This is a genomic window from Natronocalculus amylovorans, assembly GCF_023638035.1.
Taxonomy (GTDB): domain Archaea; phylum Halobacteriota; class Halobacteria; order Halobacteriales; family Haloferacaceae; genus Natronocalculus; species Natronocalculus amylovorans.
The window spans coordinates 99,810-114,817 of record NZ_JAKRVX010000005.1 but is presented as its reverse complement, the minus strand read 5'-3'; the positions used below and the strand labels follow the sequence as shown (position 1 = coordinate 114,817).

Sequence of the window (15,008 nt, the reverse complement as noted above, 5' to 3'; positions counted from 1 at the left end):
TCTTACCAATTGGTTGATCAACCCGTCGTTCGGTATTTTTTTATCGGGGCGCTCCAATCTCCTCGCGTCATTATGGTAAACCAATCCACAATTTTTCTAGTGCCATGTGATTCAGCAGAAGCGCGTGAACGGCTTCTGCGTACAGTTAAATCTGGTATCTCGATTGATGAACTTGATATAGAACCACCCCCACCCCACACGGATAGAGGTGTAGTACGGTTATGGGCAACAACGGAGGAAGAAGAAGGCAGTTGGTCTAAAGTGAGTAAGGGAGATTATCTTCTTTTTTATACTCGGAATGAACCAGATGAGAATCCCTATTATAATACAGCAGCGAAGGTTATTGGACGAGAGGAAAATCGCAAACTCGCAGGGTATATTTTCCCCGACCCAGATGAAGATTCGTTAGCCAAATCCAGCGGAATTGGTGACCGCCTGATTTATTTACAAAACCCAGTTGAAATAGAGATCACGACTAAAGAACTCGCAACTTATTACGAATATGTCTCTGAAGGACCTCATTCCTTCCAACGGCTCGATAACCCTGCGATGGAGGCGATTAGGGAAGACTACGACACTGTGGAAGAATACGTCAAGAAACACATACCGAATCAGGATACCAGTCGACCACTTGATATTCCTACAATAGAGGACGAAGAAAGGTATAGGGAGACTATTCGGCAGTTAGAATCAAAAGGCCAGGTTGTATTTTATGGACCACCTGGAACTGGAAAAACTTACCACGCACTTCAATATGCCAAAGCATGGCTTGGACAACAGAATAATGAACCAACCACTGAGAATCTCCAGAAAGTCACATTCCATCCATCATTCACTTATGAGGACTTTATAGAAGGATTGAGCGTATCTGCGGACAGCTCGGATGAGAATAGTGAACATAATTTGCGGTATGAACTTCGACCCGGTATATTCAAAGACACCTGCGAATTGGCGAGGGAGGAATACGAGAATAGTGCCCGAAAAAAAAACGCCAATAAGTATGTTTTAGTAATTGATGAAATGAATAGAGCCAATATATCGCAGGTATTCGGAGAGTTAGTCACGCTACTTGAGAAAGACAAACGTGGCGAAAAAATCACACTCGCACACTCCAAAGATAAGGAATTCTCTGTCCCCCCAAACCTCTACATCATTGGAACGATGAACACGTCTGACCAGTCTATCGCGCTAATTGACTCTGCGATCCGCCGACGATTTCGGTTTATCCGATTCGGTCCTGATTACGAATATCTCCGTGAAGTCTACAGTATGTCTGGACAGGATGAACAGCCGACCAATCTTGAACGTCGTCTCCAACTAAACTCCATTGATGCTCTCGAAGTGATCAACGACAGAATTCTCGACGCGGTTGATTTAGGGCAAGGAAAGCAGATCGGTCACTCGTATCTGTTATCGGATTCTGAACCCCAAGAGTATGACTTAGAAAGTCTACACGACGCGTGGAAATATGAGATTCTCCCGCTGATAGAGGAGTACTACTTCGGTGATTTCTACCGAATCCGCGATCAGGTCTTTGCCGAAGTTGATGAACAGCTTACTCACCCATCTCGTCCAGAATTTCGAAGTGACTTCACTCTTGAAAATCTTGACCAGACACTCCGTGGATTAGTTGATACATAGTGATGGTGACTGAAGAACCGCTTCGTGAATGGGTCCCTTCTGACCCATTATCACTGAGTACCCAAGATTTAGAGTATATCAACCAGAAAATAAACCGTAACTCTGACGGTAAGAAGGTCACGAAGCTTGATGTTAAACCTTACTCATCTGAGAGATTTAAGATTACTTCCAAAAGGCACGTTGGGACTGTCTCCTTACCTAGTGGTACTGTTCTACGTATCCGGCCCAAAGTTGAATTGGAGCTCCTGAATTTGGTTCGTTTCGGAATCGGCGCACCTCCAGACTCGTATCTTGAAAAGGCTAGTTATGAGGTCGCTGACGATTCAGAGTTCACGCGTCTCATTGCCTACTATTATTCTTCAATTCTACAGCGAGTGCTTCAACGAGGTATCCGGCCTGAATACGTCAATCAGAATGAGAGCAGAAAACAGGTAAGAGGGAAAATAAACCTCCATCGTCAACTCCAGAAGAGAGGACCTATTTCGACTGAATTTGAGTGTGATTACTCTGAGCTCAGTTATGATTCGACTCTGAATCAGACGCTCGTACATGCTGCTATTATCCTCACACGACTACATTCAGGTGACAAAATAACTCATCGTCTTAACCGGCAGATTACCATACTCAAGGATGCAGGGGTTTCACAGAGGAAAGTTCCCATACATAGCCTGCAGACTATTTCCTCACAAATGAGACTCACTTCCACGTACGAAACGGCACTAAAGATTGCGAATATGGTGATCCGGCAAACTTCTATTGAAAATCTGCATGCCGGAGCTGGCGCTGGAGCGACGTTCCTCCTGAATATGGACAATCTCTTTGAAATGGTTGCCCGGCGTGCTGTAAAAGCCGTTTTTGATAACTCGAAAATAACCGTCACGAAGCGTAATATTGGCTATTTGGCGAAGCGACGATCAGATGATCAACCTCTCGGTAGACCTATGCAACCGGATATTATTGCTCAACTCAATGGGGGCAGTGTTCTTGTCGGAGACGTTAAATGGAAGGATGTATCAACCCCAAGCAAGCAGGACGTGTACCAGGTATTATCATATTCTACACATGAGCACGCTCCCGGCATCTTATTATATCCTCCTAGTGTGGTGCCTGAGCCTCGGGTCTATCAACTGAGTAATGATCAAGAACTCTGTGTCCTCAGCCTTAATCTGGATAAACCGAGCTATGAGGACTTTGTTGCCACTATTACTGAAGATGTACAGACTGCCGTAGAATCGCTAGAAGTTTTCTGAGTAAAGCAATAAAATCACCTGTTGTATATCGATTGAAAAGTTGTTTCTGCCGTCCGAAGCGCTCCAATCGTAGTGTACTGAATCGATTGTGGGGACCTCTTCTTACACGGAACTTGGACTCCTATCCATCTCACCCTATGATGACTCACCGACACTATATCAAAACCTATGTATGAATCATGGATTAAGACCTCGATAGCAAGATATCATAGAGCGAATAGTTTGGATAGTCGTATATAAGTATAACTGCCGAACAAGCCGTATCTGATTGAGTTATGCAATTAGATTAATACAGAAGCATATTAAATATTATATTAGATCCGTCTATCTTGATATTTTATTCGCAAACAATCTCACGAAGCTCTTTGAGTAACTCAGGATGATGCTCAGCAAGAACTTCCAAATCTTTGGGTAGCTCATCTTGTACCCTGCCCCTGACTCGAGAAATAGCCTGGTATCGCTTATTTTCTTCAGTTTCACTCGTGTTCGAAATTTGTTCACGATCGGTCTTGGTCATGAGTGCACGTGTTCTACCCATCGATTTGGAGTTTATATCCACCATTCTAAATACTCCGTTGATGTGCACATATACAAACGTATGCAAATATGCAAACATTTATGATGCAAACAGTACAATAGATAATTGAGAACTCATCCAGAAGATTCCCGACGATGTGCGTCGTCGGGGTGGGTTCTCATAATCTAGGAGAAAACCCATGAGAATAAACGGACCAATAATAAAAAAGACTGTTGAACACAACTTAATTGAAGAAATATATCAACTGAAAATAAATTTTCTCGGGGAAGGGGAGGCGCTGTGCGAAGCGTGCTCCCGCAGAGTAACGGCTGGATCGCCGGTTATAGCGTGTTTCAGCCGATCGGCAGAGTCGGATTGCTACACGATTGATGGGCTACGATGTGCGGACCATCCTGATTGTCCGGACGACTTTACGGACGAGCGAGACGCGGTGCTCGTACGCGGTCGGATGGCACGGTGCGCAGATCAGGCAATGCAGACATCGTGGCCGGTCTTTCTTGGCGAAGCGATCGTTGCGGTTTCACGTACTGGGTCGACAGAACTCACACGGGTTTGTGGACCCACTGAACAGACAGATGGTTTTCAAACGACATTGCCAACCGCTGGCGATGGTGGATGGACATATGGCGATCGCATCGCAGCAGATGTAAACACAGCGTACGAGGAAGACTCAACAACGAATATGACAGAGCTGTGTGATCCGATCGCGGACGGCTCTGAATCAAGAAACTCGATAACTGAAAGAGGGGAGCACTGACCATGCGATCGGACGACGATCGCGGGTTTGAGAGTGATCACCTTCCGATGGAATTCGACCTCCCTGTCGACATCTCGGAGACAACGTTCCCGGATATCTACGTTGGACTCAATATTGGATTGTTAGCGCCCGGTGACGGGATTATCACCGATCGACATCATGCCTCGGCCGATCGGTATGAGGCGGATGACCCGATGAACCAAATAGCAGGCCAGATCTCGCCGTTCACGTTGAGTGGATGGCTGCGACATGGCTGTGAGCGAGTGCATCATATCGCTGGCGTCACAGCATGCCATCCCGGTGAGCCGAATGCGGATTTCAAACTCAAAGATGTGTACGATCGGGATTTGGCGGCGGGCTATCACGAGAAAGGAAGCTGCGATCCAGACCGTCGTGATGGAGAATCCAAGTTCCCGATGCCAACCAGCACGTGCGTTGTGTATGACTTGTTTGGTGGGTTTGGCCATCAGGCAGGGAAGCTAATTCGTCGGCCGATCGGGTTTTCGCCGATCCGCCGGCATGTAGATGTCCTCAAAGGCGAAGCCGAAGCACATTATCGACAGCTGAATACACATGTCCGATCGCGGAATGAGGCGGATGAAGGCCAACCACTCCGGCATGCGACACAGGATGCGGTTGGAAATCTGGACGGGACGTGGCGACTGACGCTCCGAGAACTCCGCCCAGAGTATGTGGGATTGATTTGTGAGGCAGTGTGCTATCTCAAATCGAATAATGACACATATTCAATGCAGTTAGGCGGATCGCGGAATTTCGGTGCAGGCATTGTCCATGCGAACGTGATCAATCCACTGTATTCGGATGCAGAGGTACGGCGTGTCTACAATCGCGCACAGGGGCCCACACAGTCGATGGAGAAGAAAGACGAACTCTGGCGCGAGGGATTACGAGATAGCTTTGTCGAAGCATTACAGCACCGTCTGAGTAACGAAGACGGAGAGTTGGGCGAGAGCCTCGAGACTCGATCGGCCAGCAAGGAGAATTCGGGTGGTGATTCGAAATGAGCGATGAAGCACTGTGTCGTGCATATCGACATGACGTACACAAGCTCCGAGGTCGGAGCCATGCGTCGGGGTTCCGGTCGTACCGTGGCGTGCCGATCAACGAGGAGGTTCCGTTTGGGGCGGATGCTGATGCAGCGTTGCTTAGTCGACCGCATGGGGAGCCAACACAGGTTTTGGCGAATCATGTGTCGCCGGAGCGACTCTCATTGCTCACTGGTGAGCCGGTTCGCCAACTGGACACCTCTTCTGAGGTGTTGGACCCGCTTGTGATGCCCTCTGATGCAGCGGAACTACATGCGGCATGGCTCACGAGTCAGACGGCCGCTGGAATCACCGAGTCTGTGTACTACCCATACACATCCCTCAAATACCACACGCTGCTTGTTGCCGCATTGTATCGATGGTACCGAGCGGGGTACACATTTGATGAGCTCTCGATCGTCGCAGAGCGTGGTGATCCGGATGCAAAACCAGAATATGAACCGCTGTCCGATCGAGCACTTGCGTCCGATCGTGTTCGGGCGCATGAGACGATTTGTTGGACACCGGTGATGGTGTTGCATCTCTCGCCAGACAAGGGTGATGAGCAATCGGTTCGGCTTGGCAATGCACCAGCGCGCTCGTTTGCCGATCGGTGGTCACAGCTTCCAGCTCACCCGTTGGCTGTAGACGGCGATCGGCAGGCACGGATTCTGGATGCACAGTTGCGACGGATTCGATCGTGGTCGGTTGCACTGCAATATATTGAAGACGTTGTGTACGATCGCGCAGGAGTGTTGCCGCCATGGAAGGCAAGTAACGAGACATCCACTGGAGGTGACGTTGCATGAGCTCACAGATCCAGTCAGTGCTGTTTGAGTTGGACACCAGCTACTATGGCCATCCCTACTACGTGAGCGGGAATGCGCTGTATGCTGCGATCGCACAATCGGTTCCAGGAGCGGTTGCCAGCAACCTTCGCGTAAGCATGGGATCGCTGTTCGTTGGCGAGTATGGACAGATACCAGCCGCCACTGACGAGAGTCGTCGATCGATCTACTCGACCAGTTTGCCGGATGTAGAGCGCTATGAGGATCTGTTCATCTTCAGAGATGCTGCCCAGCGGTGGTTGTTAGACAGTCGAGCACGTGAGGTGCATAACTGCCTGACATTGGAGAACCATGGTGGGCGGATTGCGGTTGCTCCCCAATGTCGATTCGGCCGGCCACCCGGTGGACGAAGATACAAGCGAACGGTCAAGGTGCATATCCACTGTTATTTACAGGCCTATGACCGTCAACGTAGGGATATCCTCCCGATCGAAGATGACGATCTTGATGAAATACAGGTTGGTGGGGGCCGGAATTTTGGATTGGGCCAGCTGACGCTTGTTGATACCCAGTTGATCGATCTGGATGAGCTCTCGTACGCAAGTCTGCATGCGAGTGATACGTTTGAGATCGATCTCTACTCGCCGTACGTATTGCACAGTGAGCATCCCAGTGGCGATGATCAATCGGTTCCATGGTGGTGGGAGACCGAGCAGCTGCTTCGAGAACGACAGACGAAGTTGGCGTTTGGCGACCACTGTTATGACGTGCAGACGATTGATCACGGGCAAACCGTTCGGTATGTTGGTGATGCCCCGATCGAGACTGCCCGGAATGGAATCAACCGTATTGGGACACATTCAAAGATTGGCTTTGGCGAGTTTCGGGTTCGCCCAGCAACGGTCGATCGCGTCACAGAGATGGATGGCTCGTCTGCAGCAACCCAAACAAGGGCCGCTGCTGTTCGATCGGCAACCCCACAGCGCATGGAGGACGCATAATGGCGGATACATCATCACTGCTGACGCAGATTGCATTCGATATCGAAACAACAGGTTTTGAGATAACTGACGAGGTGACCGCAATCGGCTTCATGCTCCCATTGGGTGCTCGGATATTCTGCCAAACAGCTGGACGAGAAGATGTCGATAATATCGATGTAGAGGCAGCGGTTCGATCGGAGTCAAGCAAGCACACAGTTGTGTCGCTCCACACAACGGAGACGGATTTGATTCGAGCGGTGGATGCATTCTGTCGCGATCGGCTGAAGGATGAAGATGTAGTGTTAGTTGCCTACAATGGCGAGAGTTGGAGTGGCGGATTTGATCTTCCATTCCTGCGCACACGCCTGTCTCGGATTGGCGAGCCATGGCCGTTTGTGGATGTGGCCTATACGGACCTGCTCCCGATCGTGGAGAAGCAATTCAACACCACGGCTGCAGACGCTGAACAGAACACGCTGGCACATGCATATCGTGCGCTTGTCGATGGCGATGATTCGGAAATTGACCCATTTGTCGATAGTGATGAGGCAGTACGTGCATTTGAGGAGGGTAATTTTACAGACTTGTGTCTGCACAATCTCGCCGATATCTGCCGGACAGCTGCGATCGGAACGGTCGCCGAGTCGTACTGTAGCCGATCGGATTTCACGCTGAAATCACTCAGCCCAACCAGAGGTGATCGGCTGTAATCCCGTGACGTCGGAGGGGGTGATCTCAGGCGACGGCGACGCTATGAGACATCATTTGGATGTACCAGTCACCGTGTGCCACTCTGATCAAGGATGCAAAAGGGCGTCTGATCAGCCGTGACCACGAGCAGAGACAGATATTGAAGCGATACACCATCACTACCCGCGGTTTGCACCGATCGACAATCAACAAACAGACAACAAGACATGGAAGAAATAAACACAATTCCACGAAGTAGCCGACAGAAACGAAGCAACCCAACTCACCAACCGCAGTGCCGATCGATAGGAGGGACGAACTAATGGCGTCTGGCAATCCTGACCGCGAGAATGTTCCGTCAAATGTTCGCAAAAAGATGCTCCGTCGGGAGAATTACAAGTGCGAACTCTGTGGTGGACGCGGTATTGAAAAAGGCGGAAACAAAATCTTAGAAGTTCACCATCAGACGTATGATCCCGAGGGATACGATGTGCACGATGAGGAGAATCTTACCGTACTATGCATTCAATGTCACAATTGGACCCACAAACAGCCCCAGCAAGAGGCGTTGCCGATCGACGTCAGCGAGGAAGCAGCAAATAAAATGCTTCCACATGATTTCGAGATTATCAGCATACTCCACAAGAAGGGACTGCTGTCAACACCTGAACTGAAAGATGAATTAACAGCAGACTTGACTCATCCCGCGGTCAGAGAGCGGTGCTGGGTGATGATGGGCCTCTCAGAGATCATCCCAGACGTAGATGAACCACTCATTAATCAAGATGTCAAGACTGGCAAGTGGGGATTATCAGGACAGATCGACCATCCAGAGCGTGGTCGCATTCCAGAGAGTGACCAGCGTCTGATCCAGCGCATACATGACGAGCGCGTGTATCGAGCATTAGAACGAACTGGAGATCGGGACCTCGTTGCTGAAGTGTTTGGTATCGCACCACGAACGGTCTTGCATAAAGAGAAACGAGCGCTTGCATACAAATTCCCGCTTGATGCGCTCGAAAGTAGTGCTGGCAGACCGCGAAAGGAGGACACTGACACGGAGTAGGTGATAGACCGACGCTGGATGGTTGAGAGCGTGTCTCCGACACACTAGATTTTTTCACTACATTCGAGGACGCACGCCGATCGGCCAGCCTACACTGCAGTCAGAGTCGCAAGACCGTACAGAGAGATAACTACGCACGATACAGTGGCACAGACGTGTCGCCTACCGGAGGCTCAATCTGTGTCCATCACACTACACGATGAGAGTAACACGACAGCAACAGAGTCCGCATAGCAACGATACCGAACATCCAATCCTCACACCAGAATCGAGTGAGGTACAATCCCGATCGGCTCAAGTGGAGGTAGCAAAATGACGATCGGACCGCTCCGAGAGACTATCACACAGCTCCTCGATCGGGTATCCAAACTTGAAGCGACAGTCGCTGAGCATGAGCAATTAAAACACCGAGTTGAGAAGGTCGAAGCTGAAAACGATCGGCTTCGAAGCACTCTCTCGGAGTACGAACGTCGATTTAACGCAACAGATGCGAAGACAGACGCGATCGCGAAGAAATCACAAGTGAACAAAGAGCGAGTTGAGGAGCTGCAAGCACGTGAGCTTGAGAAAGGTGCACATCTTGAAAGAGAGAACGTTGATTCTCAGACGATCGACGTCCACGACGGTCGCCTCGAAAAGATCACCAAGGATGATGGGAAGCAGTACTTTCGGCTCCCGAATGGGGAAGATCCGCTTGATCGAGGTGGAAACATTACGCTTGCACATGCGGATCTGCTTCCGATCCAGCAGCTTGCACGCGTTGATGATGATATGCTGCGATCGATGACTTCCTCGCGGCCTGCACGGCTTGCAGCGAAGTTGTGGAAAGCACGGGAAGACGATACTGTTGGTGACAGCCCTTGGAAGCGTGGCTCACGATCGATTCGTGAGTATGTGAAATCAAGCGACCTCAGACACTGGATACGTCGGCAAGATCGAGGGATCTCAAAAACCTACGCGAAGAAGTTAGTCTCACGAGTATTCGACGCACTGTTAGACCTGACAAAGAATCGGGTTGCTATTAGTCGCAAGACCGAACGAAAGAATGGGCTCTCATACACAGAGCGTCGTCTGCTCATCCCGAGTGATGCTGCAATCCCCGGAGAGGTCGGTGACTCACCAACGGATACAGCGACAGATGGTGTCCACGGGTAAGGGTGTCACCGCACGTCTGTAACCGCTGATTCACGTTCCCAAGCGGGAATTCACAGCTTTCACATACACCATATCACGCGATCGGCCCTGTGTTCGCGGTTCCGTTACTGTCGAGTCCGTCGATCGATCGGTCGTCGTCGGTATGCTCTGCGGACTCCCTTGAGATAGGTATCTATGGACACCAGATGTCTCCAGGGCGATACAATATATATCGATGGCATATCTTCGCGATCCACTTGAGTAGAAGAATCCCGATCGAAGCTGTTTGAGGTTCTGCGTGAGTTTAGCGGTGTTCGTCAATCCACTCACACCACAAGTGAAAGTTTTCAGCCCCACATTGGTCGGCGATCGATTGCAGAGTTCCTATTTTAATTCGATCGTGAAGCGGAACGGTCACGGTTCGTTTCTCACCAGTGTCTGGATTCGTATATTTGAGAATGACGTGGCTACCCCGTTGACGATCGCGGTAATAGCCGAAGCCCGTAAGGACATTAACTAGTTCTTTTCCGGAAAAATCACGTGGTGGATTGCTCACGAATCAAACCACGGTGCATCGGGTTCCGGATATCCCGCTTCATCAGCTCGTGCTTCAAGCGTTAGCTCGACTGCCTCGTCCAAATTTTCGAGTGCTTCTGATCGAGTTTCCCCTTGGCTCGCAACACCAAGTTCCTCGTCGATCGCGGACCAACCACCTTCCGCGTCTTCAATGAGGCTGATTTTTCGCATTGTACTCATACTTCAAGATACGTTCGAGCCAAAAATAAGAGTTTGGGCGCCACTTCTCTCCATTCAGATATTCGAGCGTTCCAAGATGCAGGGTTGGCCAAACAAGCGGGAACCATAGCCTTGAGATTTGTTCGTATCGTATCGAAATATTCTCTCGTGTTCACTTACTAGAGCCCCTTATTGGTCTATTTTTAGATGACCAAAGCATTTGTATACATTGTAAACATAGTATACTGTATGGGAACAATATCTACGAGGGTTCCAGATGAACTCGAAGGGGATCTTGAAGAGTATCTTAAGAAAGAACGGATAGACCGGAGTACAGCCGTCAGAAAACTCTTATCAGAGGGCCTTGAGCAGTGGCGTCGTGAGCAAGCACTCAAACGTCTCGGTGCTGATGAAATCACCTTTATGAAGGCAGCTCAGCTTGCTGATATGTCCGTTTGGGAATTCGCCCAGTTCGCCAAAGAGCATGACATTACGTGGGTTTCTGGTGAGCATCTTGAAGGCGATCTTGAGGAGCTGTGAATGTGGGTTTTCGACGCAACACCGCTTATTTATCTTGCAAAAGTCGATCGGATTGAACTTGTCTGTCATCTTGACGGAACCTGTTATATCCCTCAAGAAATCTACTCAGAGGTCGTCGTCACTGGGCTTGAATCAGGATATCCTGATGCTCGCCGTGTTGACCAAGGTATTGAGTCGGGGAGTTTTGAACTAATTTCAGTTGATAACTCTGAACTTATTACGCGATTGAAACGCAATCCTAATCTAAGTACCGCTGACGTAGCTGTCCTTGGATGTGTTACATCGGTTGACGGAATTGCCGTAATGGACGAGACGTCTGGGAGGACCGCTGCGGAAATTGAAGGAATCGACACTCGGGGGACAGCCTACATCATTCTGTTTTGTGCTAAGCATGGCTATATTAGCATTTCAGAAGCGCACGAGAGTATTGATTCAATGATTGAACACGGCTGGTACTGTTCACCCCCTTTGTATACACAACTCGTCAGAAAGCTCGAATCATTCGATCAGTGACGTCCTCCACGACTTAAGCGTCGTCACAAGACGCAAACCGTCTTATTGGTATTTCCCATCCATATGAGGCTCCTCGATGAGTCTCTGTATCGTGCAACGTTCTGCGACCGATACTTCACCAGTACTATTGTATTGCAATCGCGGATATCTGATTAATAATGAAGGAATAGACTGTTCAGGAGCTATACGAAAAGATATAGAATTTGAAGCTGAGGGAGACACGCTTCGAGGATGGCTATACACACCAGATGGTAACGAAGGACCCGTACCAACAGTTGTTATGGCGCACGGGTTTTCAGCCGTGAAAGAGATGTACCTTGACAAGTACATCATCTGTATCGACCGATCGTATCCAAGAGTGGTGCAACCAGTTCACTACTACAGCGACTCAGCGTTAGTTCTGGTTCGGTAGCGATTATATCAATTGAATAAGAACTTGATGAACAACTTCTGTTGGTTAGCCGTGGTCTGAGTTAATTTACAAAAGTGAGGTAAGTTCACTCTCTCTCGGACGAGGAGTACACCCGTTTTGTGAACAACCCCGAACCAAAAGGGTCGGGTTCTCACCCTGATCCGCCTATAGAGGATGCATGTGACAAACAGTGAACATATCAGCAGAGTCTGTAGAAAGGTTTACTCGGTAGTATATTCTACCAGCTAGTATGGCGACATCGGTGAAGATGGATGACGACACCAAGTCTCGTATCGAACGGTTACAGGCCGAGATTCGACTAGAAACGGGGACACGAGTGACCCAGCAGGAGATCCTTGCCCGGCTCGTCGAGCGTGCGATCGAATCGAAGGCCGACCTCATAAACTCCTTCCGCAAAGAGCGGGTTCCGCTTGCTGACTCTGATCGTGAGAGATTTCACGATGGGATGGTCTCCTCAGGCGTCACGACGACAGAAGACGATATCGACGACGTGCTATACGGATGAGTGTATTCGTCGACACTGGCGTGTTCTTCGCGCATCACGATACGGATGCGGCTCGGCACAACGACGCCGTCGATGCGTTCGATGCGTTGCTCAATGGAGAGTACGGACAGCCGTACACAAACGACTACATCTTTGACGAAACGGTGACGCTTACACGTGCTCGAACAGGGTCATTCGAGGCCGCGAACACCGTTGCGAGTCGAATCCTCGGTGAAGAGCCATTTCCTCACGTTTTTGAGCTACTCCACGTTCAACCGGACGACGTTCAGGCGTCCTTAGAAGTCTTTCGCCGATACGACGACCATGACCTCAGTTTCACCGACGCGTCAATCATCGCGCTGTGTGAGTCACGTGGTATCGATGCAGTATTAAGTTTCGATACTGATTTCGATGGACTGATCGACCGCATCGAACCGGGATACTAAGCGGTGTTTCAATCCATAGTACCACCCACAGATGACAGAGGAAGCCCTACCGACTAATCCCCTCACAACTCTTCAAATCCAGTTGACTCACCAACACCGAAATTAGCACGCTCCGATCGGACTGGTTTGGATGGCTGCCCATCCATTAATTCAACAAACCCGTCCACATACACTTGAGGGTCTGCATCGATACGGTTACGTCGCCGAAACCGATCGGCATCGGATAGCTCGTTTGGGAACTGAAGTGCAATATCCACATCCGATGACTCAGCTGCTACCCCTCTTGCATGTGATCCAGACAACACTGCGAAGCTGACCTCGGTTTGATTGAGGTAGGTTTGAATCCCATCAAGATCGATTGTTTCGAAAGAGGGATGGTCAGATTTGGACATACTGGCGCTGTTGAAACCCTCAAATCGTGACAGGATTGTCCTGCTGAATACAGAGCGCGTATCTTGCATCCGAAATCAATACGAAATCACCGATCCCTAAGCCCACATATCGACCGATATTTTAGGAGATGGATCGAACGAACTGGACTTTAGTGAGGTACTGAATGGATTAAGTGCACTCCGGAATCTCAAAATTATTGAATTACTCCGCTGGATCATCATCCGGTGAAAGACTCGACACCTTGTTGAGCACAATAAACAGGAATCCCATCGCCGCCGGAATGTTTCCCGTGTATAAGAAGAGAATCGTCGTTATCGCAGCAATCGCTGCGATCCTACCGTCGGATATACGGGATCCAATCGCGGCGGCACCCGCATGGGTTGAACTCCAAAAAGTCAAATACAATTCCCGTGCTGTTTCCGTATCGACGTTGCCGAGCTGGGCAACGGCTTTCGCCCCCTGTTCCTCGTAACTTTCCCGATCTTCTGGTTCTTTCTGAAGTTCCTCTTCGTCGATCTCTTCGATAACTGAGTACGATTCCCAATTATCGGGAGGGGACGACGCTGCGGTGGAAATCGCTTCAATGAATTCCTCATCAAAGTAGACATTGGCTTCTTCAAAGACGCCTAACGTGGGGAGAATTGCTTCCCGCATCTCTTCGACTTGGAGACTAAAGTTTTCAATAATCGGTGCGACTGGAAACTCGATTTCCGGTTTGATGAGGGGAAGAATATGTCCGATTCTCGGTATATCAAATTGGATTCCTTTCAAAAAGGTATCCATGTCTGGTAGTGATTCGAAGAGTTCTTGATACGGACGATATGGATTATTGGGAAGTGATTGATCCAGGTCGATTTCGTCGACATCGTGCTCCCGGATATATGCGCCAACGAACTCCACAACATCCTCCTGAGCTTCTTCTCGAGTCCGATCATTGTTCTCGGCGGTCACCTCGATTGTCCGCCCCGAAAAGAACTCCCGACCGGCGGTATCAGCATGACCCGAAGCGTAGCCCGAGAACTCTGTGAAGATACGTGTATAGATCGAAAGGAGCCTAGTGGCTTCCTCTTGATCAAGCGCCAGACCCTCGCTTACGAGAACAATCGCTTCAGCGGGGCTTGTGAACTCGGATTCTTGGTACAGGTTCCCCGCTTGTCTTATTAGTTCACAATCCTCGAACTCGGCGTGGGCCAGGTTCTCCTCTCGACGTTCCTCAAAATTCGATTCGAATAATTCGTCCGCAACGTCCTCCGGGGTGGGTTCAAATTCTTTCTCGTTCTCTGATTTCTCGTTATCTTCTGTCATTAAAAGTTATTCACATTGGGGTTGCGAAAAAGTTCCTCTCATCCACTCTTCATTTACCGGTGATAGTGATCCAATATCCACTTTAAGTGTAGGTACCACATTGCTGAATGTAACCTCTATATCCAGCACGACCACGAAAGGATGTCAACTTCTAACCATTTCAACAGAGCCACATACTAGTACTTCACGCTGCTTGTTAATACATTTCAGGAGGTATCGCAGTTCTAGCGATCGTCTGAATGTTGCAAAATGACGAAGTATTTTAT

18 protein-coding genes are annotated in these 15,008 nt (G+C 49.3%); 13 read left to right on the top strand and 5 right to left on the bottom strand.

Translation table 11 applies throughout. The annotated features are described in order from the left end of the window. The first annotated feature begins 99 nt into the window (after window positions 1-99). Window positions 100-1,641 carry an McrB family protein gene (locus tag AArcSt2_RS12530; RefSeq protein ID WP_250585110.1) on the top strand — a complete coding sequence of 514 codons (1,542 nt, stop codon included), beginning with the start codon at window positions 100-102 and terminating at the stop codon, window positions 1,639-1,641. A 2-nt stretch (window positions 1,642-1,643) separates the two neighbouring features. Further along, window positions 1,644-2,891, top strand: a complete 1,248-nt coding sequence (locus AArcSt2_RS12525) for an McrC family protein (RefSeq protein WP_250585108.1) — start codon at window positions 1,644-1,646, stop codon at window positions 2,889-2,891. A 337-nt stretch (window positions 2,892-3,228) separates the two neighbouring features. Here AArcSt2_RS12525 and AArcSt2_RS12520 read toward each other — a convergent pair whose 3' ends face one another. Next, window positions 3,229-3,429: a hypothetical protein gene (locus AArcSt2_RS12520; protein ID WP_250585106.1), complete on the bottom strand. Its 201-nt coding sequence runs from the start codon at window positions 3,427-3,429 to the stop codon at window positions 3,229-3,231. A 178-nt stretch (window positions 3,430-3,607) separates the two neighbouring features. Here AArcSt2_RS12520 and AArcSt2_RS16915 point away from each other — a divergent pair, with 178 nt between their 5' ends. The 7 genes from AArcSt2_RS16915 (at window position 3,608) to AArcSt2_RS12485 (ending at window position 9,914) form a co-directional block, all read left to right on the top strand. Beyond that, the gene (locus tag AArcSt2_RS16915; RefSeq protein ID WP_484549545.1) at window positions 3,608-4,186 is read left to right on the top strand and encodes a DUF8112 family protein; all 579 of its coding nucleotides are present in this window, start codon (window positions 3,608-3,610) and stop codon (window positions 4,184-4,186) included. Between the two features lie 2 nt (window positions 4,187-4,188). Beyond that, on the top strand, window positions 4,189-5,211 hold the full coding sequence (locus AArcSt2_RS12510) for a hypothetical protein (protein ID WP_250585102.1): 1,023 nt from the start codon (window positions 4,189-4,191) through the stop codon (window positions 5,209-5,211). Continuing rightward, window positions 5,208-6,041: a DUF8168 family protein gene (locus AArcSt2_RS12505; protein WP_250585100.1), complete on the top strand. Its 834-nt coding sequence runs from the start codon at window positions 5,208-5,210 to the stop codon at window positions 6,039-6,041. The genes AArcSt2_RS12510 and AArcSt2_RS12505 overlap by 4 nt, the downstream gene beginning before the upstream one ends. Next, on the top strand, window positions 6,038-7,021 hold the full coding sequence (locus tag AArcSt2_RS12500; protein WP_250585098.1) for a hypothetical protein: 984 nt from the start codon (window positions 6,038-6,040) through the stop codon (window positions 7,019-7,021). Before AArcSt2_RS12505 ends, AArcSt2_RS12500 begins: the two co-directional genes overlap by 4 nt. Further along, entirely contained in the window at window positions 7,021-7,713 is a 693-nt protein-coding gene (locus tag AArcSt2_RS12495) for a 3'-5' exonuclease family protein (protein WP_250585096.1), read from the top strand. Before AArcSt2_RS12500 ends, AArcSt2_RS12495 begins: the two co-directional genes overlap by 1 nt. A 302-nt stretch (window positions 7,714-8,015) precedes the next feature. After that, window positions 8,016-8,759 carry an HNH endonuclease gene (locus tag AArcSt2_RS12490; protein WP_250585094.1) on the top strand — a complete coding sequence of 248 codons (744 nt, stop codon included), beginning with the start codon at window positions 8,016-8,018 and terminating at the stop codon, window positions 8,757-8,759. Window positions 8,760-9,071: 312 nt separating this feature from the next. Beyond that, the gene (locus tag AArcSt2_RS12485; RefSeq protein ID WP_250585092.1) at window positions 9,072-9,914 is read left to right on the top strand and encodes a DUF8008 family protein; all 843 of its coding nucleotides are present in this window, start codon (window positions 9,072-9,074) and stop codon (window positions 9,912-9,914) included. 283 nt (window positions 9,915-10,197) lie between these two features. On the opposite strand, the gene AArcSt2_RS12480 is transcribed toward AArcSt2_RS12485, so the two are convergent. Both AArcSt2_RS12480 and AArcSt2_RS12475 read right to left on the bottom strand, forming a co-directional pair. Then, the gene (locus AArcSt2_RS12480; protein ID WP_250585090.1) at window positions 10,198-10,449 is read right to left on the bottom strand and encodes a type II toxin-antitoxin system HicA family toxin; all 252 of its coding nucleotides are present in this window, start codon (window positions 10,447-10,449) and stop codon (window positions 10,198-10,200) included. Then, window positions 10,446-10,649, bottom strand: coding sequence for a type II toxin-antitoxin system HicB family antitoxin (locus tag AArcSt2_RS12475; RefSeq protein ID WP_250585088.1), 204 nt, complete (start codon window positions 10,647-10,649; stop codon window positions 10,446-10,448). The genes AArcSt2_RS12480 and AArcSt2_RS12475 overlap by 4 nt, the downstream gene beginning before the upstream one ends. A gap of 228 nt (window positions 10,650-10,877) precedes the next feature. Between AArcSt2_RS12475 and AArcSt2_RS12470 the strand changes: the two genes are divergently transcribed. From AArcSt2_RS12470 to AArcSt2_RS12455, 4 genes are all read left to right on the top strand, one after another. After that, the gene (locus AArcSt2_RS12470; RefSeq protein ID WP_250585086.1) at window positions 10,878-11,168 is read left to right on the top strand and encodes a UPF0175 family protein; all 291 of its coding nucleotides are present in this window, start codon (window positions 10,878-10,880) and stop codon (window positions 11,166-11,168) included. Next, window positions 11,169-11,681, top strand: a complete 513-nt coding sequence (locus AArcSt2_RS12465) for a PIN domain-containing protein (RefSeq protein WP_250585084.1) — start codon at window positions 11,169-11,171, stop codon at window positions 11,679-11,681. 662 nt (window positions 11,682-12,343) lie between these two features. Continuing rightward, window positions 12,344-12,619: a hypothetical protein gene (locus AArcSt2_RS12460; RefSeq protein ID WP_250585082.1), complete on the top strand. Its 276-nt coding sequence runs from the start codon at window positions 12,344-12,346 to the stop codon at window positions 12,617-12,619. Then, the gene (locus AArcSt2_RS12455; RefSeq protein ID WP_250585080.1) at window positions 12,616-13,044 is read left to right on the top strand and encodes a type II toxin-antitoxin system VapC family toxin; all 429 of its coding nucleotides are present in this window, start codon (window positions 12,616-12,618) and stop codon (window positions 13,042-13,044) included. Before AArcSt2_RS12460 ends, AArcSt2_RS12455 begins: the two co-directional genes overlap by 4 nt. 62 nt (window positions 13,045-13,106) lie before the next feature. On the opposite strand, the gene AArcSt2_RS12450 is transcribed toward AArcSt2_RS12455, so the two are convergent. After that, window positions 13,107-13,436, bottom strand: coding sequence for a nucleotidyltransferase domain-containing protein (locus AArcSt2_RS12450; RefSeq protein WP_250585078.1), 330 nt, complete (start codon window positions 13,434-13,436; stop codon window positions 13,107-13,109). A gap of 202 nt (window positions 13,437-13,638) precedes the next feature. After that, window positions 13,639-14,742 carry a hypothetical protein gene (locus AArcSt2_RS12445; protein ID WP_250585076.1) on the bottom strand — a complete coding sequence of 368 codons (1,104 nt, stop codon included), beginning with the start codon at window positions 14,740-14,742 and terminating at the stop codon, window positions 13,639-13,641. Between the last annotated feature and the right edge of the window lie 266 nt (window positions 14,743-15,008).

What these genes read in the sequence shown, in the direction of transcription:
- AArcSt2_RS12485 (WP_250585092.1), top strand. Translation starts at nt 9,072, where the DNA reads ATGACGATCGGACCGCTCCGAGAGACTATCACACAGCTCCTCGATCGG.
- AArcSt2_RS12465 (WP_250585084.1), top strand. Translation starts at nt 11,169, where the DNA reads ATGTGGGTTTTCGACGCAACACCGCTTATTTATCTTGCAAAAGTCGAT.
- AArcSt2_RS12525 (WP_250585108.1), top strand. Translation starts at nt 1,644, where the DNA reads ATGGTGACTGAAGAACCGCTTCGTGAATGGGTCCCTTCTGACCCATTA.
- AArcSt2_RS12450 (WP_250585078.1), bottom strand. Translation starts at nt 13,436, where the DNA reads ATGTCCAAATCTGACCATCCCTCTTTCGAAACAATCGATCTTGATGGG.
- AArcSt2_RS12445 (WP_250585076.1), bottom strand. Translation starts at nt 14,742, where the DNA reads ATGACAGAAGATAACGAGAAATCAGAGAACGAGAAAGAATTTGAACCC.
- AArcSt2_RS12520 (WP_250585106.1), bottom strand. Translation starts at nt 3,429, where the DNA reads ATGGGTAGAACACGTGCACTCATGACCAAGACCGATCGTGAACAAATT.
- AArcSt2_RS12505 (WP_250585100.1), top strand. Translation starts at nt 5,208, where the DNA reads ATGAGCGATGAAGCACTGTGTCGTGCATATCGACATGACGTACACAAG.
- AArcSt2_RS12500 (WP_250585098.1), top strand. Translation starts at nt 6,038, where the DNA reads ATGAGCTCACAGATCCAGTCAGTGCTGTTTGAGTTGGACACCAGCTAC.
- AArcSt2_RS12455 (WP_250585080.1), top strand. Translation starts at nt 12,616, where the DNA reads ATGAGTGTATTCGTCGACACTGGCGTGTTCTTCGCGCATCACGATACG.
- AArcSt2_RS12460 (WP_250585082.1), top strand. Translation starts at nt 12,344, where the DNA reads ATGGCGACATCGGTGAAGATGGATGACGACACCAAGTCTCGTATCGAA.
- AArcSt2_RS12490 (WP_250585094.1), top strand. Translation starts at nt 8,016, where the DNA reads ATGGCGTCTGGCAATCCTGACCGCGAGAATGTTCCGTCAAATGTTCGC.
- AArcSt2_RS12475 (WP_250585088.1), bottom strand. Translation starts at nt 10,649, where the DNA reads ATGAGTACAATGCGAAAAATCAGCCTCATTGAAGACGCGGAAGGTGGT.
- AArcSt2_RS12495 (WP_250585096.1), top strand. Translation starts at nt 7,021, where the DNA reads ATGGCGGATACATCATCACTGCTGACGCAGATTGCATTCGATATCGAA.
- AArcSt2_RS16915 (WP_484549545.1), top strand. Translation starts at nt 3,608, where the DNA reads ATGAGAATAAACGGACCAATAATAAAAAAGACTGTTGAACACAACTTA.
- AArcSt2_RS12470 (WP_250585086.1), top strand. Translation starts at nt 10,878, where the DNA reads ATGGGAACAATATCTACGAGGGTTCCAGATGAACTCGAAGGGGATCTT.
- AArcSt2_RS12510 (WP_250585102.1), top strand. Translation starts at nt 4,189, where the DNA reads ATGCGATCGGACGACGATCGCGGGTTTGAGAGTGATCACCTTCCGATG.